Source organism: Brevundimonas sp. P7753 (assembly GCF_013386595.1).
Lineage (GTDB): Bacteria > Pseudomonadota > Alphaproteobacteria > Caulobacterales > Caulobacteraceae > Brevundimonas > Brevundimonas bullata.
This window is the reverse complement of the sequence record NZ_JACARP010000025.1, coordinates 1-25,242: the sequence shown is the minus strand read 5'-3', so window position 1 is coordinate 25,242 and position 25,242 is coordinate 1. Positions and strand designations below refer to the sequence as shown.

Annotated in this window: 24 protein-coding genes; 11 read left to right on the top strand and 13 right to left on the bottom strand. The window is 68.3% G+C overall.

Annotated elements, in window-relative coordinates; translation table 11 throughout:
* Window positions 1-16: 16 nt before the first annotated feature.
* Both HX774_RS06100 and thpR read right to left on the bottom strand, forming a co-directional pair.
* Window positions 17-580: a GNAT family N-acetyltransferase gene (locus HX774_RS06100; protein ID WP_178825185.1), complete on the bottom strand. Its 564-nt coding sequence runs from the start codon at window positions 578-580 to the stop codon at window positions 17-19.
* A complete protein-coding gene (thpR, locus tag HX774_RS06095; RefSeq protein WP_178825183.1) occupies window positions 577-1,116 on the bottom strand; it encodes an RNA 2',3'-cyclic phosphodiesterase in 540 nt (179 codons plus the stop codon). The genes HX774_RS06100 and thpR overlap by 4 nt, the downstream gene beginning before the upstream one ends.
* A 125-nt stretch (window positions 1,117-1,241) precedes the next feature.
* Here thpR and HX774_RS06090 point away from each other — a divergent pair, with 125 nt between their 5' ends.
* Window positions 1,242-1,991: a Bax inhibitor-1/YccA family protein gene (locus HX774_RS06090; RefSeq protein ID WP_114818307.1), complete on the top strand. Its 750-nt coding sequence runs from the start codon at window positions 1,242-1,244 to the stop codon at window positions 1,989-1,991.
* A gap of 251 nt (window positions 1,992-2,242) precedes the next feature.
* Here the strand turns inward: HX774_RS06090 and HX774_RS06085 are convergent, their stop codons facing one another.
* On the bottom strand, window positions 2,243-2,581 hold the full coding sequence (locus HX774_RS06085; RefSeq protein WP_178825181.1) for a DUF2794 domain-containing protein: 339 nt from the start codon (window positions 2,579-2,581) through the stop codon (window positions 2,243-2,245).
* 134 nt (window positions 2,582-2,715) lie between these two features.
* Between HX774_RS06085 and HX774_RS06080 the strand changes: the two genes are divergently transcribed.
* From HX774_RS06080 to HX774_RS06070, 3 genes are all read left to right on the top strand, one after another.
* A complete protein-coding gene (locus HX774_RS06080) occupies window positions 2,716-3,513 on the top strand; it encodes an enoyl-ACP reductase (RefSeq protein ID WP_162790687.1) in 798 nt (265 codons plus the stop codon).
* A gap of 95 nt (window positions 3,514-3,608) precedes the next feature.
* The gene (locus HX774_RS06075; protein ID WP_178825179.1) at window positions 3,609-4,781 is read left to right on the top strand and encodes a benzoate/H(+) symporter BenE family transporter; all 1,173 of its coding nucleotides are present in this window, start codon (window positions 3,609-3,611) and stop codon (window positions 4,779-4,781) included.
* 100 nt (window positions 4,782-4,881) lie between these two features.
* Window positions 4,882-5,055, top strand: a complete 174-nt coding sequence (locus HX774_RS06070; RefSeq protein ID WP_114817138.1) for a DUF1508 domain-containing protein — start codon at window positions 4,882-4,884, stop codon at window positions 5,053-5,055.
* 44 nt (window positions 5,056-5,099) lie between these two features.
* Here the strand turns inward: HX774_RS06070 and HX774_RS06065 are convergent, their stop codons facing one another.
* The 4 genes from HX774_RS06065 to ffh form a co-directional block, all read right to left on the bottom strand.
* On the bottom strand, window positions 5,100-5,804 hold the full coding sequence (locus tag HX774_RS06065) for a glutathione S-transferase N-terminal domain-containing protein (RefSeq protein ID WP_178825177.1): 705 nt from the start codon (window positions 5,802-5,804) through the stop codon (window positions 5,100-5,102).
* A gap of 81 nt (window positions 5,805-5,885) precedes the next feature.
* On the bottom strand, window positions 5,886-6,419 hold the full coding sequence (gene rimM / locus HX774_RS06060; RefSeq protein ID WP_370523355.1) for a ribosome maturation factor RimM: 534 nt from the start codon (window positions 6,417-6,419) through the stop codon (window positions 5,886-5,888).
* Between the two features lie 104 nt (window positions 6,420-6,523).
* Window positions 6,524-7,084: a 30S ribosomal protein S16 gene (gene rpsP, locus HX774_RS06055; protein WP_114817135.1), complete on the bottom strand. Its 561-nt coding sequence runs from the start codon at window positions 7,082-7,084 to the stop codon at window positions 6,524-6,526.
* A gap of 27 nt (window positions 7,085-7,111) precedes the next feature.
* On the bottom strand, window positions 7,112-8,662 hold the full coding sequence (ffh, locus tag HX774_RS06050; RefSeq protein ID WP_178825173.1) for a signal recognition particle protein: 1,551 nt from the start codon (window positions 8,660-8,662) through the stop codon (window positions 7,112-7,114).
* A gap of 377 nt (window positions 8,663-9,039) precedes the next feature.
* Here ffh and ppc point away from each other — a divergent pair, with 377 nt between their 5' ends.
* On the top strand, window positions 9,040-11,736 hold the full coding sequence (gene ppc / locus HX774_RS06045) for a phosphoenolpyruvate carboxylase (protein ID WP_178825171.1): 2,697 nt from the start codon (window positions 9,040-9,042) through the stop codon (window positions 11,734-11,736).
* Here the strand turns inward: ppc and corA are convergent, their stop codons facing one another.
* The gene (gene corA / locus HX774_RS06040) at window positions 11,737-12,702 is read right to left on the bottom strand and encodes a magnesium/cobalt transporter CorA (RefSeq protein ID WP_114817132.1); all 966 of its coding nucleotides are present in this window, start codon (window positions 12,700-12,702) and stop codon (window positions 11,737-11,739) included.
* A gap of 311 nt (window positions 12,703-13,013) precedes the next feature.
* Entirely contained in the window at window positions 13,014-15,197 is a 2,184-nt protein-coding gene (locus tag HX774_RS06035) for a M3 family metallopeptidase (RefSeq protein ID WP_178825169.1), read from the bottom strand.
* 120 nt (window positions 15,198-15,317) lie between these two features.
* Between HX774_RS06035 and HX774_RS06030 the strand changes: the two genes are divergently transcribed.
* Window positions 15,318-16,181: a glutamate racemase gene (locus HX774_RS06030; RefSeq protein WP_114817130.1), complete on the top strand. Its 864-nt coding sequence runs from the start codon at window positions 15,318-15,320 to the stop codon at window positions 16,179-16,181.
* Window positions 16,182-17,272: 1,091 nt separating this feature from the next.
* On the top strand, window positions 17,273-17,536 hold the full coding sequence (locus tag HX774_RS06025; protein ID WP_178825167.1) for a hypothetical protein: 264 nt from the start codon (window positions 17,273-17,275) through the stop codon (window positions 17,534-17,536).
* 231 nt (window positions 17,537-17,767) lie between these two features.
* Here the strand turns inward: HX774_RS06025 and HX774_RS06020 are convergent, their stop codons facing one another.
* Entirely contained in the window at window positions 17,768-18,271 is a 504-nt protein-coding gene (locus tag HX774_RS06020; RefSeq protein ID WP_178825165.1) for an S-type pyocin family protein, read from the bottom strand.
* A gap of 134 nt (window positions 18,272-18,405) precedes the next feature.
* Between HX774_RS06020 and coaBC the strand changes: the two genes are divergently transcribed.
* Both coaBC and dut read left to right on the top strand, forming a co-directional pair.
* Entirely contained in the window at window positions 18,406-19,629 is a 1,224-nt protein-coding gene (gene coaBC / locus HX774_RS06015; protein WP_178825163.1) for a bifunctional phosphopantothenoylcysteine decarboxylase/phosphopantothenate--cysteine ligase CoaBC, read from the top strand.
* A gap of 11 nt (window positions 19,630-19,640) precedes the next feature.
* On the top strand, window positions 19,641-20,090 hold the full coding sequence (dut, locus tag HX774_RS06010; protein WP_178825161.1) for a dUTP diphosphatase: 450 nt from the start codon (window positions 19,641-19,643) through the stop codon (window positions 20,088-20,090).
* Between the two features lie 19 nt (window positions 20,091-20,109).
* Here the strand turns inward: dut and HX774_RS06005 are convergent, their stop codons facing one another.
* Window positions 20,110-21,255 (bottom strand): serine hydrolase domain-containing protein, encoded by a 1,146-nt coding sequence (locus HX774_RS06005; protein ID WP_178825158.1) that lies wholly within the window; start codon window positions 21,253-21,255, stop codon window positions 20,110-20,112.
* Between the two features lie 9 nt (window positions 21,256-21,264).
* On the bottom strand, window positions 21,265-22,491 hold the full coding sequence (locus HX774_RS06000) for a TIGR03862 family flavoprotein (protein WP_178825156.1): 1,227 nt from the start codon (window positions 22,489-22,491) through the stop codon (window positions 21,265-21,267).
* 48 nt (window positions 22,492-22,539) lie between these two features.
* Between HX774_RS06000 and greA the strand changes: the two genes are divergently transcribed.
* Window positions 22,540-23,016 (top strand): transcription elongation factor GreA, encoded by a 477-nt coding sequence (gene greA, locus HX774_RS05995; RefSeq protein ID WP_114817124.1) that lies wholly within the window; start codon window positions 22,540-22,542, stop codon window positions 23,014-23,016.
* A gap of 6 nt (window positions 23,017-23,022) precedes the next feature.
* Here the strand turns inward: greA and HX774_RS05990 are convergent, their stop codons facing one another.
* On the bottom strand, window positions 23,023-24,669 hold the full coding sequence (locus HX774_RS05990) for a leucyl aminopeptidase (protein ID WP_178825154.1): 1,647 nt from the start codon (window positions 24,667-24,669) through the stop codon (window positions 23,023-23,025).
* 360 nt (window positions 24,670-25,029) lie between these two features.
* On the opposite strand from HX774_RS05990, the gene HX774_RS05985 reads away from it, so the two are divergent.
* On the top strand, window positions 25,030-25,242 hold a 213-nt coding region (locus HX774_RS05985), incomplete at its 3' end, for a LysR family transcriptional regulator (protein ID WP_178825152.1).

The following is a 25,242-nucleotide window of genomic DNA, read 5'->3' as shown; positions in this document are numbered from 1 at the left end:
TCGGATGACCTATCGGCTACAGACGCGCGCGGTTGGTCCGCCATGCCTCGCGCGTCTGGCCCCACAGGTTGACGGGGTGATGCTGGAACGGCGGCGGCATGGCCCCCAGCCCGCGATTGGTCGAGCCGAGACGCCGGGCCACCTTTTCCGACGCCAGATTTTCCGGGTCGATGCAGTGGATCACGTCGGGCCAGTCCAGCACATCGAAGGCATAGTCCATGGTCGCCGCCGCAGCCTCGACCGCATAGCCCTTGCCTGTGGCGTCGCGATGCAGGCTCCAGCCCACCTCGCGGCCCGGCCAGTCATAGGGGTGGAGCGGCCCGATGCGGCCCATCCAGTCGCCGGTCGTCTTCTCGATCAGCGAGAACATGCCCTCGCCGTGCAGAGCCCACATGCCGGCGACCGAAGCCATGGCGCGCCAGACCTCGTGCTTCGACTGCACCCCGCCGATGAAGCGGGTCGTCTCCGCGTCGCTCATGAAGTCGGCCCAGCGCGGGAAGTCCTCCAGCGTCGGCGGGCGCAGGAAAAGGCGCTCGGTCTCCAGCGTCGGCCCTAGAGGCGAGGTCGGACGCGCAATCACAACAGATACTCCCGTTCCAAAGTATAGACGCTGCCGTCGCCGGTCAGGACGCTGGAATAGAGGCCGAAGCGATCCACCCGGATCGGCGGCGACTTCAGCAGGTTGTGGCCGCTGATCCAGGCCCCCACGCGGTCCGGGTTCGTCTGGGGCTTCAGATAGGCCAGGGTCACGTGGGGCCGATATTCGCGCTTCTCCGGCGGCACGCCCGCGCGCTCGCCCGCCGCGCGGCAACGCCCGGCCAGGACGCTCAGCGGCTCCGACCGCTCCAGCCCGGCCCACAGGGTATGGGTGCGGTGGGCGTCGCCGAAGGCCCCGACGCCGTTCAACGTCAGTTCAAACGCCCCGCCGCCCTCAGCGCGGCTCAACTCCGAGGCCAGATCGTCAGCCGTGCGCTCCGACGCCTCGCCATAGAAGGCCAGGGTGACGTGCAGGGCGTCCAGCGGCCGCCAGCGGGCGCCGGGAAGGCCGGATTGACGGCGCTGAAGCGTCTCGGCGATGTCTTCCGGGATCGAAATGGCGGTGAACAGGCGCAACATGCGACCCTTGGTAGCGGGCGGAACGTCAGTTCGGAAGACGGGTTTTCCTTGCAAGGCGGCCCGTCCGTCACGATATTTCCAGCCAAGGTCGGCGCTTGCCGTCCAAATGGGAGACTTCTTTCGCGATGAGCGACTTCAACAACGGTTATGCGCGCCCGCTTCCGCAGTCGGCGGACATGTCCGTCGACGCCGGTCTGCGCGCCTTCATGCTGGGCGTTTACAACAAGCTGGCCCTCGGCCTCGTGGTCGCCGGCGCCCTGGCCTACATCACCGGCAACGTGCCCGCCGTGCAGCAGCTGCTGTTCGCCCGCACCGACGACGGCCGCATCGGCCTGACCCTGCTGGGGATGATCATCCAGTTCTCGCCCCTGGTCATGCTGTTCGGTTCGATGTTCTTCATGAAGAACCCGACGGCAAAGGGCGTGAACATGCTCTACTGGGCCGTGGTTTCGACCATCGGCGCGGGCCTGGGCGTCCTGTTCCTGCGCTACACCGGCGGTTCGCTGGCCTCGACCTTCTTCGTCACGGCGGCGGCCTTCGCGGGTCTCAGCCTGGTCGGCTACACCACCAAGAAGGACCTGACCGCCATGGGCAGCTTCCTGATCATGGGCGTGATCGGCCTGGTCATCGCCTCGATCGTCAACATCTTCATGCAGTCGGGCACGATGTACCTGATCATCTCGGGCCTCGGCGTCCTGATCTTCTCGGGTCTGATCGCCTATGACACCCAGCGCCTGAAGATGACCTACTACGCGCTCGGCGGTAATCAGGAAGCCATGGGCGTGGCCACGGGCTTCGGCGCCCTGAGCCTGTTCATCAACTTCGTGAACCTGTTCCAGTTCCTGCTGGCCTTCATGGGCGGCAGCCGGGAATAGAAGGCATCTGAGTGCGCTATGGCCGTGACACGGTCACGGCCGACTTGAGCGCGAACGGCCTCAAGTAGCCCGAAGGGTGGTAGGCCCAAAAAGAATAAAGGCCCCTGATGGAAACGCCGGGGGCCTTTTTCATTACCTCGTCATCCCGGCCGAAGCCGAAGGCGGAGAGCCGGGACCGCCCAAAACGCCGCCGTCAGCGCTTCTCGCGGTCCCGGATAGCGGCTTCGCCGCTTCCGGGATGACGGATCGGGTCATTCCACCACGCTGAACTTGCGGCTGTCGAACACCCGCAGCACCTGGGCCAGGTCGCGGCCGCGCTTCAGCACATGGCCGCCCTCGCCGATCACGGCCCACTGGCCCTGTTTAAGACGCAGGGCCGGGCGCTTTTCGATCCGATACAGAGGCGCGTCGCCCGAGCGGCGGAAGACGGCGAACTCGGCCACCTCCTTGTGGCCGATCATGGCGTAGTCGCGCCATTCGCCAGCGGCGACCATCCGGCCATAGACCCGCAGGACCAGCCCCAGTTCCTGACGATCAAAGAAGACCGGACCAGGCTGCGCGGCGTCTGAACTGTGCGGATCAAGGCTCATCGTCTTTCAACTTAAGCAGGCTCGCGCCGAACGCCAGCGGCGCCGCGACTTGTCACCCGCCCGCCACGCGTCCAAAAGGCGGTTCAAGTTCTAGATACGGAGACGAACCCATGGCGACGAGCGAAGGCTGGGATATGCCCACCGGCGACCTGATGAAGGGCAAGAAGGGCCTGATCATGGGGGTCGCGAACTCCAGTTCCATCGCCTGGGGCATCGCCTCGCAGCTGGCCGCCCAGGGCGCCGAGCTGGCCTTCACCTACCTCGGCGAAGGCCTTGAGCGCCGCGTGCGCCCCCTGGCCGAAAGCGTCGGCGCCAAGCTGCTGATCCAGGCCGACGTCACCGACGACGCCTCGATGGACAAGGCGTTTGAAGAGCTGGAAAAAGAGTTCGGCACGATCGACTTCGTCGTTCACTCGGTGGCCTTCGCCAACAAGGACGAGCTGAAGGGCTCCTTCGTCGACAACACCACCCGCGACAGCTTCCTGCTGGCCATGAATATCTCGGCCTTCAGCTTCGTCGACGTGGCCAAGCGTTCGGCGAAACTGATGCCCAACGGCGGCTCGATGATCACCCTGACCTACCTCGGGTCCGAGCGGGTCATCCCCAACTACAACACCATGGGCGTGGCCAAGGCCGCTCTGGAAGCCGCGACCCGCTACATCGCGCGCGACCTGGGTCCGAAGAACATCCGCGTCAACGCCATCTCGGCGGGCGCCATGCGCACCCTTAGCCTGGCCGGCATCTCGGGCGGGCGCGGCCTGCACTCCAAGTCGGCGCAGTTCTCGCTGATCAAGGAAGAGACCTCGATGGAAGGCGTCGCCGGCGCCGCCCTGTGGCTGTGCTCGGACCTGGGCCGCTCGACCACGGGCGAAGTCGTCCACGTCGACGCCGGCTTCCACGCCGTCGGCCTGCCGGACGACATGGAGGGCTGAACCCGACCGGGTTATGCCGCACATAGAGGGCCGCCGGGCGAACCGGCGGCCCTTTTTGCTTTTCGGCGCCTTGTCCTATGGCCTAGCTTGACCGCATGAGCCCGTTCCGTCTGCCCCCTCCCGCCAGCTTCTCCGCCGCCGCCGTGGCGATGGTCGTCGGTTTCGGCGGCACGGTCGCCCTGATCGTTCAGGCCGGTCAGACGCTGGGCGCCTCGCCCGCCCAGATCATCTCCATGGTCACGGCGCTGTGCCTCGGCATAGGCCTGCCGGGCGCGGTGCTGAGCTGGCGGCTGAAGATGCCGGTGGTTCTGGCCTGGTCGACGCCGGGCGCGGCCTTGCTGGCGGCCTCGACGCTGGGCCTGGGGTGGTCGACCGCCGTCGGCGCCTTCGTCATCGCCGGGTTGCTGATGGTGCTGACCGGCCTGGTTCCAGCCCTGGGGCGGCTGGCCGAGCGTATTCCCGCCGCCATCGCCTCAGCCATGCTGGCGGGGGTGCTGCTGCCCTTCTGCCTGAAGCTGTTTCTGGTCTTCCCCGCCGACATGGCGCTGGCGGCGGGCCTGCTGGCCGTTTTCCTGATCATGCGAAGGGTCGCCGCCGCCTGGGCCCTGCCCGCCGTTCTGGTCGCGGCCTTTGCAGTTCTGGCGCTGCGCGGCCAGGTCGGCCTGCCCGCCGGAACCGGCCTGTTCGGCGAGCTGTCGCCGGTCATGCCCGGCTTTGACTGGAAGGCGGCGATCAGCCTGGCCCTGCCGCTCTATCTGGTGACGCTGGCCTCGCAGAACCTGCCCGGTCTGGTGGTGCTGCGGGCCGCAGGATACGCTCCGCCCGCCGGAAAGCTGATCTTCTGGGGCGGAATGACCAGCACGATCCTCGCCCCCTTCGGCGCCCACGGCGTCAACCTGGCCGCCATCACCGCCGCCCTTTGCACCGGCCCCGAGGCCCACCCTGACCCCGAGCGCCGCTGGGTCGTCGGCGTCCTCTATGGGCTGATCTATCTGGTCGTCGCCCTGTTCGCCGCGCCTCTGGCGGGCCTGTTCATCGCCATGCCGACCGGCGCCCTGGCCGTCATCACCGGCCTGGCCCTGATCGCGCCGCTGACCGGGTCGCTGAGCGCCATGATGAGCGTGGCCGAGGATCGCGAGGCGGCGGTGCTGACCTTTGCCGCCACGGCGTCGGGCGTGGCTCTGTTCGGGGTCGGCTCGGCCTTCTGGGGGCTGGCGGTCGGCTTCCTGGCCCTGGCGGCGCGGCGCTGGATCAAGCCGCGCGCCTGATCCGGCCTGACCCGGTTTTACATTTCGCGGGCTTCCGTCCCCAGCGTGACTGTGAGAGCCTGACGCCCGGCCGACTGGCGGCCGTCTGAGCGAGGCGATCATGGCGCACAAGTTCGAAGTCTATCAGGACAAGGCCGGCGAGTTCCGCGTCCGGTTCAAATACAATTCCGAGATCATTTTCTCGACCGAGGGCTACTCCGACAAGTCGGGCGCCAAGCGCGCCATCGAGTCGATCAAGAAGCACGTCGGCGACGCCCCGACCGAAGAAGTCTGAGTTCAGCGGGGGCGCGGCGTAGAGCCCGCCCCCGCCACCCTCTCTTAAGGCCGCGCCGGAATGTTCAGACCGCGCTGCACCGCCGGTCGCGCCAGACCCCGCTCCAGCCAGGCGGCGACGCGCGGGAAGTCGGCGAAACCGACCAGATCGCCCGCCTCGTAGAAACCGATCAGGTTGCGCACCCAGCCCAGGCTGGCGATGTCGGCGATGGTGTAGTCCTGGCCCATGATCCAGTCCCGGCCCTCTAGCCGCCCTTCCAGAACCCCCAGCAGACGGCGGGATTCCGCGACGTAGCGGTCGCGCGGGCGCTTGTCCTCGAACTCCCGCCCGGCGAACTTGTGGAAGAAGCCGACCTGGCCGAACATCGGGCCAATCGCCGCCATCTGGAAGAAGACCCACTGGAGGGTCTCGTAACGCGCCGCCGGATCGGCAGGCAGGAAGCGCCCCGTCTTCTCGGCCAGATAGACCAGGATGGCGCCGGACTCGAACAGGGGCAGCGGCTTTCCGCCGGGACCGTCGGGGTCGATGATGGCGGGGATCTTGCCGTTGGGATTCAGCGACAGATAGTCGGGCGTCCAGGTCTCGTTCTGGCCGATGTCCACCAGATGCGGCTCATAGGCCAGACCCAGCTCCTCCAGCAGGATGGAGACCTTCACGCCATTGGGCGTCGGCAGGGAGTAGAGCTGCAGCCGGTCGGGATGGGCCGGCGGATACTGGCGGGTGATCGGAAAGGCGGACAGGTCGGCCATGGGGCGCTCCGGGCGGGTTGAAGCTTCCATGTTGGAAGCCTGACCGCCCCTCGCAATAGCCACTGCGTCGGTGGCGGTCGATCAGGCCTCGTCGCGCTCGTCCACCTCGGTCGGGCGCACGATGCGCAGCCAGCCCTCGGCGATGCGCAGGTCCGGCGCCGCCTCGCGCGTGAAGGGCAGATACCAGGTCGGACCGCCCTCCCTGGGCGCGATCTCCAGCATGTCCGAGGCGCCGAAATTCTGCACCGACTTGACCGTGCCGACCGCCGTGTCGTCGAGGTCGCGGGCTTCCATGCCCACGAGATCGGTCAGGTAGAACTCGTCTTCCTCGGGCTCGGGCAGGCGGTCGCGCGGCACGAACAGTTTTTGTCCACGCGCGGCGTCGGCCTCTTCCTTCGTGGCGATCTCCTTGACCTTGGCCACCACGCCCGCCTTGTCGGGCCGCGCCGAGAGCAGGGTCAGGGCGGGCGTACCGTCGGCCTTCAGCAGGGGCTGATAATCCATCAGGGCCATGGGCTCAGCGGTGAAGGCGGTGATCCGCACCTCGCCCTTTACGCCGAAGGCGCCGCCGACCTGGCCGACGAGGATCATCTTGTTGTCGTCGCTCATCGACAGGCTCCGTTTCTCAATTCCAAGCGCCAGATAACAGAAAAGCAGCGCCCGGGATCGGACGCTGCTTTTCATTTTGCATCCCGGCCGAAACCGGGAAGCCGAAGGGTTTAGCCTTCAGCCTTTTCTTCGGTCGCTTCAGCAGCGGCTTCAGCCGGAGCTTCAGCGGCGGCTTCTTCAGCAGCAGCTTCAACCGGAGCTTCTTCAACAGCCGGAGCGTTCTTGGCGGCTTCAGCAGCGGCAGCAGCTTCTTCCTTGGCGCGAGCGGCGGCTTCAGCAGCTTCGACCTTCGCGGCGGCTTCCGCTTCCAGACGGTCGGCTTCGCGCTGGGCGCGCTCGGCGGCGCGTTCCTGGGCCTTCTTGCCCGGAGCGCCCTTGTTCGGGTTGTTCGACTGGGTCCACTTGACCTTGCCGACCAGAACTTCGTCTTGCGACTGGCTGATGAAGCGCGCGACGCGGTCGGTCGGCTGGGCGCCCTTGGCCAGCCATTCCGAGATACGGTCGGCCTTCAGGACGACGCGCGGCGTGGCGCTGTCCTTGGAGAGCATCGGGTTATACGAACCCACGCGCTCCAGGAACTTGCCGTCGCGGGGAGCGTGGCTGTCAGCAACGACGATGTAGTAGTAGGGGCGCTTCTTGGCGCCGCCGCGGGCCAGACGAATCTTCAGCATTTTCAGTCTCTTTCTAGAAGGTCGAAATCAGTTCTTTTTCGGGAAGCCCGGCAGGCCCGGAAGGCCCCCCGGAAGTTGTCCGCCGCCCAGTCCGGCGAGCCGGTCCTGAATGGCTTTCATTTCGTCGGCGCTGGGTTCGGCCATCTTGCCGCCGCCCAGGGCCTTGAGGCGGGCCATGTCGGGGCCGCCCCCCATGCCGGGAAGGCCGGGCATTCCGCCGCCGCCTCCGCCGAGACCGCCCATCATGGCGGCCATCTTCTGCAGGTTCTTGCCGCCGCCCTTGGACAGGGACTTGACCATGTCGGCCATCTGCCGGTGCTGTTTCAGCAGGCGGTTGATGTCCTGGACCTCAACCCCGGCGCCGGCGGCGACGCGCTTCTTGCGGCTGGCGTTGAGCAGGTCGGGCTTCTTGCGCTCGGCCTTGGTCATGGAGCTGATGATGGCTTCCTGACGGGCGATCATCTTGTCGTTGACGTTGCTGTCGGCCATCTGGGCCTTCAGCTTGGCCACGCCGGGCAGCATGCCCATGATGCCCTGAAGCCCGCCCATCTTCTTCATCTGCTGCAGCTGGGCGGCCAGGTCGTCCAGATCGAACTGACCCTTGGCCAGCTTGCGGGCCATCTTCTCGGCCTTGGCCTGGTCCAGCTCGCCAGCGGCCTTTTCGACCAGGGCGACAATGTCGCCCTGACCCAGGATGCGGCCGGCGACGCGGCGGGCGTCGAAGACGTCGAGGGCGTCGACCTTTTCGCCGGCGCCCAGATACTTGATCGGCAGGCCGGTGACGGCGCGCATCGACAGCATGGCGCCGCCGCGACCGTCGCCGTCGGCGCGGGTCAGCACCAGGCCGGTCAGCGGCAGACGTTCGTGGAAGGCGGCGGCGGTGCGGACCGCGTCCTGACCCGTCAGGCTGTCGGCGACCAGCAGGGTCTCGACCGGATTGGCGACGCGGGCGACCTCGGCCACCTCGGCCATCAGGGCCTCGTCCAGGGTGATGCGGCCGGCGGTGTCGAGGATCAGGACGTCGAAGCCCTGGAGCTTGGCGGATTGCAGCGCGCGCTTGGCGATCTCGACCGCCGACTGGCCCGTCACGATGGGCAGGGTCGCGACCTCGATCTGCTGACCCAGGGTCGCCAGCTGCTCCATGGCCGCCGGACGACGCGTGTCCAGCGAGGCCATCATGACCTTCTTCTTGTCGAACTTGGTCAGACGCAGGGCCAGCTTGGCCGAGGTCGTGGTCTTGCCCGAGCCCTGCAGGCCGGCCATCAGGATGACGGCGGGCGGCGTCGCATTGATGTTGATCGGGGTCGGCTCTTCGCCGCCCAGCATCTCGACCAGGCCGTCATAGACGATCTTGACCACCTGATCGGCCGGCTTGACCGAACGGATGACCTCTTCGCCCGTCGCCTGTTCCTTCGCGCGGCTGATGAAGTCCTTGACCACCGGCAGGGCGACGTCGGCCTCGAGCAGAGCGACGCGGACTTCGCGCAGCGCTTCCTCGACATCCTTTTCGGACAGGGCGCCGCGGCCGGTGATCCGGTCGAATACGCCTGTCAGTCGCTCGTTCAGAGCCTCGAACATTCAAAACCTTTCATGCGCGAACCCTGACCTCCATAGAGAAACGGCCTCTGGCGACGATCACGTCGGCAGAGGGTCCTCGCCGGGCTCGTTCTTTCCTTTTGGGGCTATCGGCCGGTCGGCCTACTTGAGCCCGAATGGGCTGTGCTCAAGTAGCGCTCAGCGCGGTAGCACGACCAAGAAAGCTGTCGTACCGGAGGAGGCGCAGGTTCAATTGCGCCGGAAGCGCGGACTTATGGAGCATTCACAAGCAAATGTCGACTCCCGCTTCGGCGCCCCGACAACCACACAAAGGGTTTCAGCGTTGACCTTGGGGACTAGGCGGTTCGGATTCCGCTGATACGGTTCCGCTCCCAGCCTCCCCGCTGAAGGACAATGCGATGATCCAGGCCGCCGACGATCGACTGCGCGATGAGGTTCGCCTGCTGGGCGCCCTGCTCGGCGAGGTAATCCGTGAAGAGGGCGGCCAGGAACTCTATGACCGGATCGAGGCGGTGCGTCAGGCCTCGGTGGCCTATCACCGCGACCCGGCCTCGCACGACGCCGCCGAACTGGAAGCCCTGCTCAAAGACCTGTCGCTGGATCAGGCCATCGGCCTGACCCACGGCTTCGCCGCCTTCTCCCTGCTGGCCAATGTCGCCGAGGATCGGGCGGGCAAGCGCCGCGCGCGGGAACAGGCCGAGGCCGGCGAACGCGCCGACACGCCCGAGGGCGCGCTGAAGCGGCTGGATACGGCGGGGGTAGACCGGGCGGCGGTGCGCGACCTGCTGTCCACCGCCCTGATCTCGCCGGTCCTGACCGCCCACCCGTCCGAGGTGCGGCGCAAGAGCGTCATCGACCGCATCGGCGCGGTCGGCGCCCTGCTGGACGGCTGCGACCGCGACGGGATCGCCTGTTCGCCGACCACGCTGAAGGCGGCACTGCGGCGTCAGATCGTCATCCTGTGGGCCACGCGGCTGACGCGGGCCTCAGGCCTGGTGGTGCAGGACGAGATCAATACCGTCACCGACTGGCTGCAGCGCATCTTCCTGCACGTCGCCCCGGCTCAGCTGGCCGAATGGCGCACGCTTCTGGACACGCCCGACCTGCCGCCCTTCCTGCGCATCGGCACCTGGGTCGGCGGCGACCGCGACGGCAATCCCAATGTCGACGCCACGGTTCTGGCCGCCGCCTTCCGCACCCAGTCGCGCGCCGTGCTGCGCTTCTATCTGGAAGAGGCCAATGCTCTGGGCGAAGAGCTCAGCCTGTCCGCCGACCTGACCACCGTCACCCCCGAACTGGCCGCTCTGGCCGACAGCTCGGGCGACGCCTCGATCCAGCGCGCGGACGAGCCCTATCGCCGCGCGCTGAGCCAGATCTACGCCCGCCTGTCGGCCACCCATCTGGCCCTGACCGGCGGTCCCGCCCCCCTGCCCGCCCAGTTCGAGGCCCCGGCCTATGACGGCCCCGACGCCTTCCGCGCTGACCTGGCCGTGCTGCACGACAGCCTGATCCGCACCCACGGCGCCGTCTTCGCCGACGACCGGCTGGCCCGGCTGATCACGGCGGCGGACATCTTCGGCTTCCACATGGCGACCCTGGACCTGCGCCAGAACTCGGATGTGCACGAGCGGGTCGTGGCCGACCTGCTGAAGGTCGCGGGCGTCTGTCCCGACTATGCGGCGCTGGACGAAGAGGCCCGTCTGACCCTGCTGGCGCGCGAACTGGCCAATCCCCGCCCGCTGTTCTCGCCCTATGCCGACTATGCGCCCGAGACCCTGAAGGAGCGCGCCATCCTGCAAGCGGCGGCGAGCGCCCTGACCGCCTTCGGCCCCCAGGCCATCCGCACCCACATCGTGTCCAAGACCGACGCCGCGTCCGACATGCTGGAGGTCTATCTGTTGCTGAAGGAGGTCGGCCTCTACGACCCGGCCGACCCCGCCGCCTGCCCCATCCAGGCCGCGCCCCTGTTCGAGACCATCGAGGACCTGCGCGCCTCGCAGCCGACGCTGGAGCGGGTGCTGGCCGAGCCGTCCGCCCGCGCCGTGGCGACCGCGCGCGGGGTGCAGGAGGTCATGATCGGCTATTCCGATAGCAACAAGGACGGCTCCTACCTGACCTCCGGCTGGGAACTGCACGAGGCCTCGCGCGCCCTGCTGGAAGTGACCCGCGCGGCGGGGGTCCGTCTGCAGCTCTTCCACGGACGCGGCGGCGCCGTGGGGCGCGGCGGCGGGTCCAGCTTCTCAGCGGTTCTGGGGCAACCGGCGGGGACGGTGGCCGGCCGCATCCGCGTCACCGAACAGGGCGAGGTCATCGCCAACAAGTACGGCGAGCCCGAGGTTGCGCAGAGGAACCTGGACGCCCTGACCTGCGGGACCCTGCTGGCCTCGCTGGGGCCTCAGACCGACGGCGGCTACAGCGCCCAGCACGGCGCCACGGCGGCGCGCCTGTCGGCGGCCTCGATGAAGGCCTATCGCGCCCTGGTCTATGAGACGCCCGGCTTCGTCGACTATTTCCGCGCCGCCACCCCTATCGCCGAGATCGCCGACCTGAAGATCGGCTCGCGCCCGGCCTCGCGCTCGACCTCCACCGCCATCGAGGACCTGCGCGCCATTCCCTGGGTGTTCAGCTGGTCGCAGTCGCGGGTCATGCTGCCGGGTTGGTACGGCTTCGGCTCGGCGGTTCAGGGCGAGGACCCCGACGAACTGCGCGACATGGCCGCCGCCTGGCCCTTCTTCCGCACCGTGGTCCAGAACATGGAGATGGTGATGGCCAAGGCCGACATGGCCATCGCCCGGCGCTACGCCAAGCTGGTCCCCGACGCGGCCCTGGCCGAGCGCATCTACGGCGCCATCCGCGCGGAGTGGGACCGGACCCGCGACGCCGTCCTGTCGATCACCGGCCACGACGACCTGCTGGGCGGCCAGCCCGAGCTGGACCGCCTGATCCGTCAGCGGATGCCCTATGTCGAGCCGCTGAACCATGTGCAGATCGAGCTGATCCGCCGACGCCGCGCCCGCGACGACGACCCGCGCGTCAGGAACGGCATCCTTCTGGCCATCAACGGCGTGGCGGCGGGCCTCAGAAACAGCGGCTGATCACAACCACTTGGTGCGCTTGAAGGTGATGTAGAGGCCTAGGCAGATGGCGAAGATCAGCCCCATCACCGCCGGATAGCCATAGGTCCAGCGCAGCTCCGGCATGTGCTCGAAATTCATGCCGTAGATGCCGGCCACCGCCGTGGGGGTGGCCAGGATGGCGGCCCAGGCGGCCAGCTTGCGGGTGATGACGCCCTGACGCTGCTGCTCCAGCAGGTTGGAGACCTCGAACACCGAGGCCAGAATGTCGCGCAAGCTGGCCGCCCGGCTGGAGACGCGGCGGACATGGTCGGCCACGTCGCGGAAATAGGGGCGGACCTCGCGGTCGATGCAAGGCAGGTCCAGCGACTGCAGCTTGTTGGCCACCTCCTCCATCGGGCCGAGCACGCGGCTGAACTTCAGCAGTTCGCGGCGCAGCTGGAACAGGCGCTTGATGTCGGCGCGGGACAGGAAGCTGTCCAGCGCCCGCTGCTCCATCTCCAGGACGCTGTCCTCGATATCGTCGACGATGGGGACATAGGCGTCGACGATGAAGTCCAGCACCCCGTGCAGGATGAAGTCGGCGCCGTGCTTCAGCTGCAGCGGCGAGGCCTCCAGCTGGGCGCGCAGCTGGGTATGGGCGCGGGCCGAGCCGTGGCGGATGGTGATGACGTAGCGGGGTCCGACGAAGACGTGGGTCTCGCCGTACCAGATGGCGTCGTCGGCCTTTTGCGCCGTGCGGGCGACGATGAAGAGCTCGCCGCCATAGACCTCGATCTTGGGCATCTGATGCGCCGCCAGCGCATCCTCGACCGCCAGGGGGTGCAGATGAAAGCGCCGCACCAGGGCCTCGAACTCCTCGCTCGTCGGCTCGTACAGACCGATCCACAGGTATTCGCCGGGCTGGAGCCGCAGCCCCTCGTCCGTCAGCGGCGCCTCGCGAACCCGCTTGCCGTCCTTGTAGATATAGGAGGCGACGACGCTCATGGGCACTCCTTCATTCGAACGGCCAAGGCTTACGCCACCTCAGCCGGAAACAGAATGGGCTGCCGACAAGGCTCTTCCTCGCCGTCATTCCGGGGCGCGCAGCGAACCCGGAACCCAGGCGCCGAATCCTGTCGCGCCCTGCCCGATCAAGCGCCTGGGCCCCGGATCGCCCCTACGGGTCGTCCGGGGTGACGGCGCGGTTTGCGCGACGATGACGGCCAAAGAAAAGGGCCCAGCGGACTACTCCACCGAGCCCTCTTCAACTTTAGCGCCTAACGGGCCTCAAGTAGCCCGAAGGGCGATAGGCCCCCTCAGGAAGTGGGGAAGCCGCGCACCTTCAGCAGGGCCGCCACGTCCGGGTTGCGGCCGCGGAACTGGCGATAGGCGTCGCCGCGGTCCGTGGTGTTGCCCGGCGCCAGGATGATCGACTTGAAGCGGCCGCCGATCTCCGGGTTGAAGACGTCGCCAGACTCCTCGAAGTAGGCCCAGGTGTCGGCGTCCATCACTTCCGACCAGAGGTAGGAGTAGTAGCCGGCCGAGTAGGCGTCCGAGGTGAAGAGGTGGTTGAACTGCGGCAGGCGGTGCCGCATCACGATCTCCTTGGGCATGCCCAGACGGTCCAGCGAGGCCTTCTCGAACGCCGCGATGTCGGTCGGCGGCGTCGCCTGCGTATGCAGGTCCATGTCGACCAGGGCCGAGGACAGGTAGCTGACGGTGGCGTAGCCCTGGTTGAAGGTCGAGGAGGCCTCGATCTTGTCCACCAGCGCCTGCGGCATCGGCTGCTTGGTCTCGACGTGCTTCATGTAGCCGTCGAGGATCGGGCGGCTCAGCACCCAGTGCTCGTGCACCTGCGACGGATATTCCACGAAGTCGCGCGGCGTGTTGCCGAACGACGGATAGGTCACCACCGACGAGAAGTAGTGCAGGGCGTGGCCGAACTCGTGGAACAGGGTCTCGGCGTCGTCGAGCGAGATCAGCAGGGGCTGACCGGCCTCGGCCTTGACGAAGTTGTTGTTGTTCGAGGCCAGGATCGGCTTGGCGCCGGTCAGGGTCGAGAAGGACCGATAGGTGGTCATCCAGGCGCCCGAACGTTTGCCCGGACGGGCGAAGTCGTCGGCGTAATACAGACCGATCAGCTTGCCGGTGGCCTTGTCTGTGACCTCATAGGTGGTCACGTCCGGCTCGAAGGTCGAGACCGTGCCCTTGGCCAGAGGCTTGAATACGAAGCCGTACAGGCGCTCGGCCATGTAGAAGGAGGCTGCACGGACGGCGTGCAGCTCGAAGTAGGGCTTCAGCTCGTTCTGATCGAGGTCGTACTTGGCCTTGCGGACCTTCTCGGCGAAGTAGAGGTAGTCCCAGGGCTCGATGTCGTAACCGGCGATCGCCTTCATGTCGGCGACCTCTTCGGCCACGCGGGCCTTGGCCGGGGTCCAGACGCGCTGCATCAGCTCCATCGCCGCGGCCGGGGTCTTGGCCATGGTGTCCTGCATCCGCCATTCGGCATGGTTGCCGAAGCCGAGCAGCTTGGCGCGCTGCTGACGCAGGGCGACGATCTGGGCGATGGTCGACTTGGTGTCGTTGGCGTCGCCGTTGTCGCCGCGCTTGACGAACTTCTTCCACACCTGCTCGCGCAGGGCGCGGTCGTCGGCGAAGGTCAGGAAGGGATCGACGCTGGAGCGGGTGTTGACGATGGCCCAGCCCTGGACGTTGCGCGAACGCGCAGCGGCGGCGGCGGCGGCCTTGTTGGACTCAGGCAGACCCTTCAGGCCGGCCTCGTTGGTGATGACGGTCCAGGTGTTCTCGTCGGCCACGACCTTCTGACCGAAGCCAGTGAAGGCGTTCGACAGGGCGGTGTTGATGCGGCCCAGCTCGGCCTTGCCGGCGGCGTCCAGGGCGGCGCCGTTGCGGATGAAGCTGTCGCGGCTGCGCTCGGCCAGACGCTTCTGCTGGGCGTTCAGGCCCGCCGCGTCGGCGCCGTCGGCCACGGCCTTGATGCGGGCGAACAGCTTCTCGTTGAAGGTGATCTCGTCCGAGGCGGCCGACAGGATCGGCGACAGCTCGGTTTCCAGAACGTCCCACTGCTCGCCGCCGATGTTCGAGGTCATGACGCTGAACACGTTCATGGCGCGGTCCAGCGGCTCGCCGACCAGTTCCATGGCCACCAGGGTGTTGGCGAAGGTCGGAGCGTCGGGGTTGTCAGCGATCGCGGCCACGTCGGCGCGTTGCAACTCGATGCCTTCCAGGATGGCTTCGCGCATCTTGGGCGCCGTCACCTTGTCCCAGGGGGGCACGCCCTCATAGGGGCCGGTCCACGGCTGCAGCAGCTCGGCGCGCGGCGCGGTCGTCGGCAGGACGGCGCGGGCGAGGCGGGCTTCGTCGGCGGTCGAGAGGGCCGTGGCCGATCCGGTCATTCCGTTCTCCAGGGCGCCGGCGGAGGCGCAGCCCGTCAGGGCGAAGAGGCTCGCGCCTCCGATGAGAAGATGGCGTCTGTGCATCCAGGTCTCCCAACCATAGCTGTTTCGGACTTCCCCCGGCGTGCTCGCCCGGACCGTCGTATGCGTCGATGTAATCCTAACCATTGGACGACGGAACCCCACGGGTCTAAAGGCCGCGTCATGGCGATAGGCGTTTTTGACTCCGGCGTGGGCGGACTGACGGTCCACCGCGAACTCGTGGCCCGCTTTCCGACGCGGGACTTCATCTATCTGGGCGACCAGGGGCACGCCCCCTATGGCGGGCGCGGCGGCGAGGACATCGTCGCCCTGACGCGCGCCGGGTGCGAGCGGCTGTTCGAAGCGGGCGCCTCGGTCGTGGTCCTGGCCTGCAACACGGCCTCGGCCATCGCGCTGCGCCGGCTGCAGCAGACCTGGATTCCGGGGATGCGCGAAAAGCTGGGCCGCCCGGTCAACGTCCTGGGCATCATCGTCCCGACCATCGAGGCGGCCACCGGCCTGCCCTGGTCCTATGAGGCCGAGCGCAACGGCCGCAACGAGGGCCAGAAGAAGGAGGCGATCGACATCACCGGCGTCTTCTGCACCGCCGCCACGGCCATGAGCCGGGTCTATGAGATCGAGATCGACAAGCGCCGCGAGGACCTGGCGGTCTTCACCGAGGCCTGCCCCGGCCTGGCCGGCCTGATCGAACTGGGCGCCCCGGCTGAAGAGCTGAAGGTGGTGGTCGACGACCACGTCGACGCCCTGCGCCGCCGCATCGGCCGTCACCCGGACAAGGCCATCCTGGGCTGCACCCACTATGAGATCGTGGCCGACCTGTTCGCCGCCGCCCTGCCCGCCGGGGTCCAGGTGATCAGCCAGCCGACCGCCGTGGCCGACTCGCTGGAACGCTATTTCGCGCGCCATCCCGAATACGACCTCGGCTCGTCGGCGCGTCGCGACTTCCTGACCACCGGCACGCCCGGCCCGCAGTCCGACCTGATCGCCCGCTTCTGGGGCGCGCCGCTGAGCTTCGACGCCGCCTGAGGCGAAGGGCGCCGGGCCGTGCGCCCTGCCCATAGGCCGGCGTCATCCTCGGGTTTGCCCCGAGGATGACGCCGGGGGGGGTGGCGGATGACGCCAGGACCCGTTCGATTGCACCATGGCGCGAAAAAAACAGTGCAATTGGTGCAATAGGGCCGGAGCGAATGTCGGGCGCTCTTCGCCGAACCGCTCGACCTCTCCTTGCCAACGCCAGACTCTGTCAAAGATCAGAGCGCATCATAGCCGCGCGCTGAACCTCGGCGCGTTCGATGGGGGTTTCACGGGGCAAACGCCCGCTGTGGCTAGGTTGACGGCGTCGGCGAAAAGAATATGGCTCGCACTCGGATCGCCCCGCAGAGCGCCCATTTCCGATCCCGACCTCTTGCCGTCCTTTCACAAATTGAGTTTCCTCGTGATCCAGTGGCGCTGGTGCGCCCTGCCTACCGGATGGCAAGTCTCGTCATGCTCAGAAAGCCGGCTTTCGTCAGATGGGCGCGCCAGTTTGGAACAGCCGTTGCGCCTAGCGCAGTCGCCCTTCTTGTCGCGGGCTGCGCCACGTCACCGCAAACCTACCGACTTAAGGCCGAGATCGGAGATCCGTTGGGTTTTCCGCAGGGCGCCACCGCCACGAGAGGCGCCTCGCGCTGGACGATTGAGCGTCGTGTTTACACAAGCGGCCGAACCTTACGCGTCAGGCTGTCGCGGGAAGATTCGCTGGCCCTGGACGCCGCCGTTGCGGATTCTGCACTCTATGCGAGGCCGCAGCCCCGAAGAGACTGGGACTGCATAGACGAGCCTTTGATCACTCTAGAAGTCACAGCTGACGGGTCGCGACGACACCTGACCTTGGAGTGCGAGACATCTCCGGGTCTCGAGGCTGTGCTACGCATCCTTTTCGACTGGCCAAAGACTGCTGGCGCGGCGGGTGAGCCCGTCAAAGACTAGCTACGCGTACTGACCCTAGTTAGCCTCGAGCCCGACAGACTGCCTTCTAGTTCCGCTCTCTACCCTCAAGCGAACTTCGCTTCACGACCCATCGAAGACCCCGTCAACGTCTGCTATGCGAAGGCTTAGCGGCCGAACGGGATACACCGATGGACGAAGATGATTTGCGGCAGATCGAGGCGCGGGTAGATGCTGCGTCTCCCGGACCTTGGACATCATGGATCGAAGGTCGCGACCATACGGCAGGCTCAAGCTTCATTGAGACGAGAAGCGCCGAAGGAAGAGGCGACGACATCGAGTTGTTAGGGGCCTCGTCTGCCGATCAAGATTTTATTGCCGCCGCCCGATCGGATATTCCAGCTCTGATCGCTGAAGTTAGACGCCTCAGAAACCTGATGGACACGACCTCTTAGGCATGGACACGCTAGAAAACCTTAGGCTCGACCGGGAGCATGTGGCGCACCTGCTTTACGAGTGCCGCAACGGCCGCCATCCCGCTACGCAGGACAATGAGGCGGACCTTCAGCGCGAGTTGGAGGAACTAGATGCGAAGATCGCTAGCCAGGCCAGTCAAGCCTAGGTCCGCTTTCCACCCTTGCCAGACATTCGGCGGGTCCGCTTCCGTCATCTAGAGGCCGCTCAACCTACTCCGCCGCACGCGCGCCTGAGCGGCGCTGGCCGAAGGTCGGGGCGCGCTCCTTTTGCTGGGCCCAGTAGGTGGGGCCGTCGTCGGGCTTGAACATGGTGCGGGGCACGCCGTTGCGGTCCACCACGGCGAAGGTGTTGGTCGAGGCCTGATAGTAGAGGGTGTCGCCGTTGGGGCGCTTGACCGTCTCGGTCCCCTTGGGCGTGGCCTCGGTGAAGGCCCGCACCTTCGTCAGATAGTCGTCGGCGGACTTGGCCCCGAAGGCTGCGCCGTTGCGCTCAAACAGGCGTTGAACCTTGGCGTCGGCGGTTTCGCGCCGATTGGCCGTGACCGGGGGCTTGGCTTGGGGTGCGACCTCCATCTCGCTCTCGGGCGCCGCCGCCGAAATCAGGGCGACCGGGTCAGCCGTCGCCCGATCCCGCGTCTCGACCGCCGAGCCGCCGCTGTCGCAACCGGCCAGCACCAGCGCCGCCAAGACGCCCGCCATTGTTTGAATGCGCATGGGTCACCCTCCCTAAAAAACCCGCCGAACGCAGTTAGGCATAGGATTTTTGTTCTGGCAATGTTCTGCTTCGGCACATTGGTTCGCCACGGCTTTGTCTCGACGCCGTCATGCGGCCCCGCTAGAGATTCCCCATGACCGCATCCTCGCTATCCGGCCGCAAGGTCCTGCTGATCGTCGGCGGCGGCATCGCCGCCTACAAGGCGCTGGAGCTGACGCGCCTGCTGAAAAAGGCCGGGGCCGAGGTGATGAGCCTGCTGACCAAGGCCGGGGCCGAGTTCGTCACCCCCATGTCGCTGGCGGCCCTGACCGGCCATCCGGTGCGGCAGGACCTGTTCATGCCGGAAGACGAGACGGCCATGGGCCATATCGAGCTGTCGCGCTGGGCCGACCTGGTGGTGGTGGCGCCGGCCACCGCGGGCCTGATCGCCAAGGCGGCGAACGGGATGGCCGACGACCTGGCCTCGACCACGCTTCTGGCCACCGACAAGAAGGTGCTGCTGGCCCCGGCCATGAACGTGCGCATGTGGCTGCACCCGGCGGTTCAGGCCAATGTCGAGCGGCTGAAGGGCTTTGACGGCTTCCACGGCGTGGCCGTGGTCGGACCGGATGAGGGCGAGATGGCCTGCGGCGAGTTCGGGCCGGGACGCATGGCCGAGCCCGCCGCCATCTTCAACGAGATCGCCCGCCTGCTGGCCGGGCCCGATGGGCGCCCGCTGACCGGCAAGACCGCCGTCGTCACCGCCGGGCCGACCTTTGAGCCCATCGACCCGGTGCGCGGCCTGACCAATCGCTCCAGCGGCAAGCAGGGCTATGCCGTCGCCGCCGCCCTGGCGGAACTGGGCGCCGAGGTGACGCTTATCTCCGGCCCCGTGGCGTTGGACGTGCCGGTCGGCGTCACCCGCGTCTGGGTCGAGGCCGCGACCGAGATGAAGGCCGCCGTCGAGGCGGCGCTTCCAGCCGACATCGCCGTGATGAGCGCCGCCGTGGCCGACTGGCGCGTGGACGGCATCGCCTCCGGCAAGATCAAGAAGAAGCCGGGCGGGCCGCCGTCGCTGGCCCTGATCGAGAACCCCGACATTCTGGCGGGGGTCTCGGCCCCCGGACCTCGGCGCCCGAAACTTGTGGTCGGCTTCGCCGCCGAAACCAGCGATCTGGAGGCCAACGCCCGGGCCAAGCTGTCGCGCAAGGGCTGCGACTGGATCGTCGGCAACGACGTGTCCGACGAGGTGTTCGGTTCCGACGGCAACGCCGTGACCCTGTTCACCCGTGACGGCGCCGAGCCCTGGCCGCGCCAGTCCAAGACCGATGTGGCGCGCAAGATCGCCCAGCGCATCGCCGATCATTTTAAGGCCTGAGAGACTTCCCCATGACCACCGTCCGCGTCGAACGCCTGCCCCACGCCGAGGGCCTGGCCCTGCCCGCCTATGAGACGACGGGATCGGCGGGGATGGACCTGCGCGCCGCCGTGGCCGAGTTCGAGCCGATCGTGCTGGCGCCCGGAGAGCGCAAGCTGATCCCGACCGGGCTGAAGATCGCGCTGGAGCCGGGCTATGAGGCCCAGGTGCGGCCCCGCTCGGGTCTGGCGCTGAAGCACGGCGTCACCTGCCTGAATTCGCCCGGCACCATCGACAGCGACTATCGCGGCGAGGTCGGGGTCATCCTGATCAACCACGGCCGGGTCGCCTTCGAGATCCGGCGCGGCGAACGCATCGCCCAGATGGTGATTGCGCCCTACGCCCAGGCGGTGATGGCCGAGGTCGAGGCTCTCGACGAGACGGCGCGCGGCGCCGGCGGCTTCGGCTCGACCGGGCGCTGACGATGGGCGCCGCCCTCGGCTAGAGGCTTGAGTAGAGGGCCTCGACCAGGCGCAGGGCGCGCGGGTCGCCGATCAGGTGCGGCGACTGACGGGTCATGACATAGGCCGCCGAGACGCGCGCTTCAGGATCGGCGAAGGCCATCGACCCGCCCCAGCCGCAATGGCCGACCGCCTGCGGGTTGGGTCCGAAGACGTTCAGTCCCTGGTTGCGTGTGAAGCCCGCCGCCCAGCTCATGACATAGGGCAGGACCTTGTCTTGGCCGTGAATGCGTTCACGGGTCGCCTCGGTCAGGGTCTCCTGCGACAGCATCACCCGACCGTCCAGGGCGCCGCCCGTGGCGATGATGGACATCATTCGCGCCAGGTCCTTCGCCGTGCCGTGCAGGTTGGCCGAAGGGATCTCCGTCATCCGCCACTCGGTCGAGCCCCGCCCACCCGGCGCCGAGCCCCGGTCGAGGAAGGCGGCCTTCTTGATCGCGTCGATGGGGCCCAGGTCGGGCGCGGCGGCCGGTTTGCGCAGCTGGGCCACCCGACTGTGCTCAGCCTCGGGCAGGCCGATCCACAGGTCGAGGTCGAAGGGGGCGGCGAAGTCCTCGCGCAGGGCCGCGCCCATGCTGCGCCCGTCGACGATGCGGAACAGCTCGCCCGCCAGATAGCCGATGGTGATCGGGTGGTATCCTGACGCGGTGCCCGGCGCCCACAGCGGCGTCTGGGCCGCCAGCCGGTCCAGAACAGCCTGTCGGTCGAACCAGATGGCCGGCTCGACCCCGTCGGAAAAGCCCGGCAAGCCCGACTGATGGCTCATCAACTGGCCGACGGTCAGGGCCGCCTTGCCCGCCGCGCCGAAGGCCGGCCAGTGGTCGGCCACCCGGTCTTCATAGGACAGCAGACCCCGGTCGACGCAGCGCGCGATCATCAGGGCCATCACCGCCTTGCCGGTCGAGAAGACCGGAACCAGCGTATCCTCGGCGAAGGGCTGCTTCCCCGCCAGATCGGCGGACCCGGCCCACAGGTCCAGCGCGACCTCGCCGTCGATGACCACGGAGAAGCGCGCGGCCAGTTCGTTCAGCCCCTCGGGCGCATCGACGAAGTTGGCGGCGAAGGCGTCCTTTACGGCGTTGAAGCGGGACGGGCAGAGGCCGTGGATTTCAGGCAGGTCGGTCATGGGCAAGGTCTAGCGCGTCTGGAGCCAGTCCGTCACGCCCTGCGCCGCCACGACGCCTGACGCGAAGGCGGCCTGCAGCAGGTAGCCGCCGGTCGTGGCCTCCCAGTCCAGCATCTCGCCGGCGACGAAGACGCCGGGTTTGGCCTTGAGCATCAGGCGGTCGTCCACGGCGTCCAGCGTGACGCCGCCGGCGGAGGAGATGGCGCGGGACAGGCCCTGAACCCCGGTCAGGGTCAAGGTCACGCCCTTGATGCGCGCCGCCAGCGGACCGGGTTCGGTCGGCAGGGGGCCGCCTTCGCGCAGCAGGGCGATAGCGGCGGGGTCGAGGTGGACGATCTTGCGCAGCCAGTTGGACAGGCTCTCCTTGCCGCGCGGCTTCAGCAGTTTCTGGGTCAGGGCAGGGCGGCTGAGGTCGGGCCGCAGGTCCAGGGTCAGCTCGGCGGAACCGTCGCGCTCAATGGCGTCGCGCAGGCCCGCCGACAGGGCATAGACGCCGCCGCCCTCGAGGCCATAGGCAGCGATCATGGCCTCGCCGCGCACGGTGCGCCCGGCGTGGGTCAGGGCGATTCCCTTGATCGGCTGACCGGCGAAGCGCTCGCGCAGCAGGGGCGACCAGGCCACGTCGAAGCCGACGTTGGAGGGGCGGAAGGGGGCGACGGCGACGCCCGCTTCCTCCAGCCAGGGCATCCAGGCCGCGTCGGAGCCCAGCCTGGCCCAGCTGGCCCCGCCCAGCGCCAGCACGACGGCGTCGGGGCGCTCGGTCCGTTCGCCCTCGGGCGTGTCGAAGCTGAGGGCGCCGCCCTTCCAGCCGGTCCAGCGTGAGCGGGTGCGGATCTCGACGCCCAGGCTCTCCAGCCGAGCCAGCCAGGCCCGCAGCAGGGGCGAGGCCTTCATCGCCCGGGGGAAGACGCGGCCCGAGGAACCGACGAAGGTTTCCTGTCCCAGGCCCTCGGCCCAGGCGGTCAGGTCGGCGGGCGAAAAGGGCTTCAGCCATTCGGCGACCCGCTCACGGGCCGGTGCGTCGTAGCGGTCGAGGAAGGGCGCCGGCGGCTCGGAATGGGTCAGGTTCAGTCCGCCGCGCCCGGCCATCAGGAGCTTGCGGCCGACGGACGGCATCCGCTCATGCACCGTGACGCGCAGGCCCGTCGAGGCCAGGCGTTCGGCGGCCATCAACCCGGCGGGGCCGGCCCCGATCACGGTGACGGTGGAAGGGGCGGAGGAGGAAGCGTCGGTCATCGGCTCTTCTAGACCGGAACGTCCGCGAACGGCATACGCTGTGTCATCATGAGCGTCGCCTTCACCCGAGAAGAAGATCTGGAAGCCACGGCCGCCGACCTGGTGGACCGCCCGATCTCGCCCCATCCGAACCATGTCACACCCGAGGGGATGGCGATGATCGAGGCTGAGCTGGCCTCGGCGCGGGCGGCCTATTCGGCGGCCCAGGCCAAGGGCTCGATCGAGGCGGATCGCACGGCCATGGCGCGGGCCACGCGCGACCTGCGCTACTGGTCGGCGCGACGGGCTTCGGCCCAGCTGCTGGAGACCAAGCCGGACGGTCGGGTGCGCTTCGGCGGCTCAGTCACCATCGAGCGCGAGGACGGGCGCACCCAGACCTGGCGCATCGTCGGCGAGGACGAGGCCGATCCCGCGAAAGGCTCAGTCAGCCACGTCTCGCCCCTGGCCCGCGCCCTGATGGGCAGGCGGGTCGGCGACGAGGCGACCGTGGCGGGCCAGTCGGTCGAGATCGTCGCCGTCGATTAGCGGGGCTTAGAAGCCGCCGGTCCCCTTTTCTTTCGCCACCGGCTGGAAGTCGCGCACGAAGCGTTCCAGCAGTCGGACGCTGAAGCCCGCAGAGCCGGCCGGCTTGACGTCGCTGGCGGCGCCGTAGGCCATGTTGGCGATGTCCAGATGGGCCCAGGGCGTCTCGGGCCGGGCGAAATAGCCGATGAAGTGGGCGCCGGTGCCTGCGCCCGCGCCGCCCTCGCCCGAGTTCTTGATGTCGGCGATGGGGCTGCTGGTCGCGGCGACGTAGGAGGGGTGCAGCGGCAGACGCCACAGACGCTCGCCGGTCGCGTCGCCCGCTGTCTTCAGCTGCTCGGCCAGGGCGTCGTGGCGGCTGAACAGGCCGGCGTAGTCATTGCCCAGGGCGCCGCCGACCGAGCCGGTCAGGGTGGCGACATCGACGATGGCGGCGGGGTCCAGGCGGGTGTCAGCCCAGACCACGGCGTCGGCCAGGACCAGACGCCCCTCGGCGTCGGTGGAGATGACTTCGATGGTCTTGCCGTTCATGGCGGTCAGGACGTCGCCGGGCCGGATGGCGTTGGCGTCGGGCATGTTTTCGGCCAGGGCCGCGACCGCGGCCACATCGACCGGGGCGCCCGCCTTGGCCAGGGCCAGGACGGCGCCGACGACGCTGGCGGCGCCCGACATGTCCATCTTCATATTGCCCATGTTGGCGCCCGGCTTAATCGAGATGCCACCGGAATCGAAGGTGATGCCCTTGCCCAGAAGGGCGACGGGGCCAGCGTCCGGGGCGCCCTGACCGCGATAGCGCACCACCAGCAGGCGCGGCGGGCGCGCGGAGCCCTGGCCGACACCCAGCAGCGAGCCCATGCCGAGGCGCTGCATGGCGGGCACGTGCAGCACCTCGATCTCGACGCCGGGCACGCCGGCGAAGGCGGCGCGGGCGCGCTCCACGAAGCTCTCGGGATAGACCACGTTGGCGGGTTCGTTGGAGACGTCGCGGGTCCAGGCCATGGCCTCGACCAGGGCCGCGCCGCGCCGCCAGGCGGCCTGAGCGGCCGAGGCGTCGTCGGCGACGAGGGTGATCCCGCCCGGCGCTGCGGCGTCGCGGCCCGTGGTCCGGTGCAGGTCCGAGCGGTACTGGCCAAGGCCGAGGCCGGTCGCCAGTTCGGCGGCGCTGTCGGCGGACAGACCGCTGGTCAGGGCGGTCATCGCGCCCGGCTGGGCGATCAGAGCGCGACCGGCGACGGTTCCGGCGGCCTGGACGTCCGCGGGCTTGGCGTCCCCGGGCAGGCCGACGACCAGGATGCGGTCCCAGCCGCCGACGCCGTGCAGGCTGAGCGTCTGGCGCGCCTTGTAGTCGAAGCGGGCGGCGGTCAGGGCGGCGGCCACGGCCTCGCGCACGGCGGGGCTGAGGGCGGCGCCGCGCGTCGCCAGATCGCCCTCGGCGCCCAGGGGCAGGACCAGGGCGCCCGAGGCCTGGCTCGGCATAGCGGCGAAGGTCACGGCGCGCTGCACGGCCGGGGCGGCGCGGGGCGTCAGGGCGGCGGGGGCTTCGGCGCTGGTCGTCGCGCGACGGGATTGCGCCTCGGCGGGCAGGGCGACGCTCAGGCTGACAGCGGCCAGAGCGGCGGCGGCGGCGAAGGTCGGGAAATTCTTGGTGCGGCGCATCGGTCGGAGCCCCCTCGGTGTCGATGAAGCGGCTCTTATGGCCAACGTCGCCGGAGCGGCGCAAACCGTTCCGACGACGGAGGGGCCGACCGCGACGCCTTGTCGCGGCGGCGGGGTCAGCGGGTCAGCAGGCGGCGCGGCGGGAGCGCAGCCTCGGCGCGGGCGCCGCGACGGGCTTGGTCGCTGCGGGCGTAGAAGCTTTGCGTGCGTCCAGCAGGGCGCCGATCCAACCCCACGCGGGTTCCTTATGGGTGCTGTAAATGTAGTCCATCGGTCGTCCTCCTTTCTTGAAGCCAGAGTATGCAGTTGACGCGGGGCGTTCACAAACGAGACGATGGGGCTCATGCATAAGGCTTGCTTATGGTTGACGTCCTTTCCCGCATTCCCGTCGACGCCCTGAGGGTGTTCGAAACCGCCGCGCGGCTGCTCAGCTTCACCCGCGCCGCCGAAGCCCTGGGCATGAGCCAGGCGGCGGTCAGCTGGCGCATCCGCGACCTGGAACAGAGGCTGGACCGGGCCCTGTTCGTGCGCGGCGTGCGGCAGGTGTCGCTGACGCCCGAGGGCGAGCGGCTG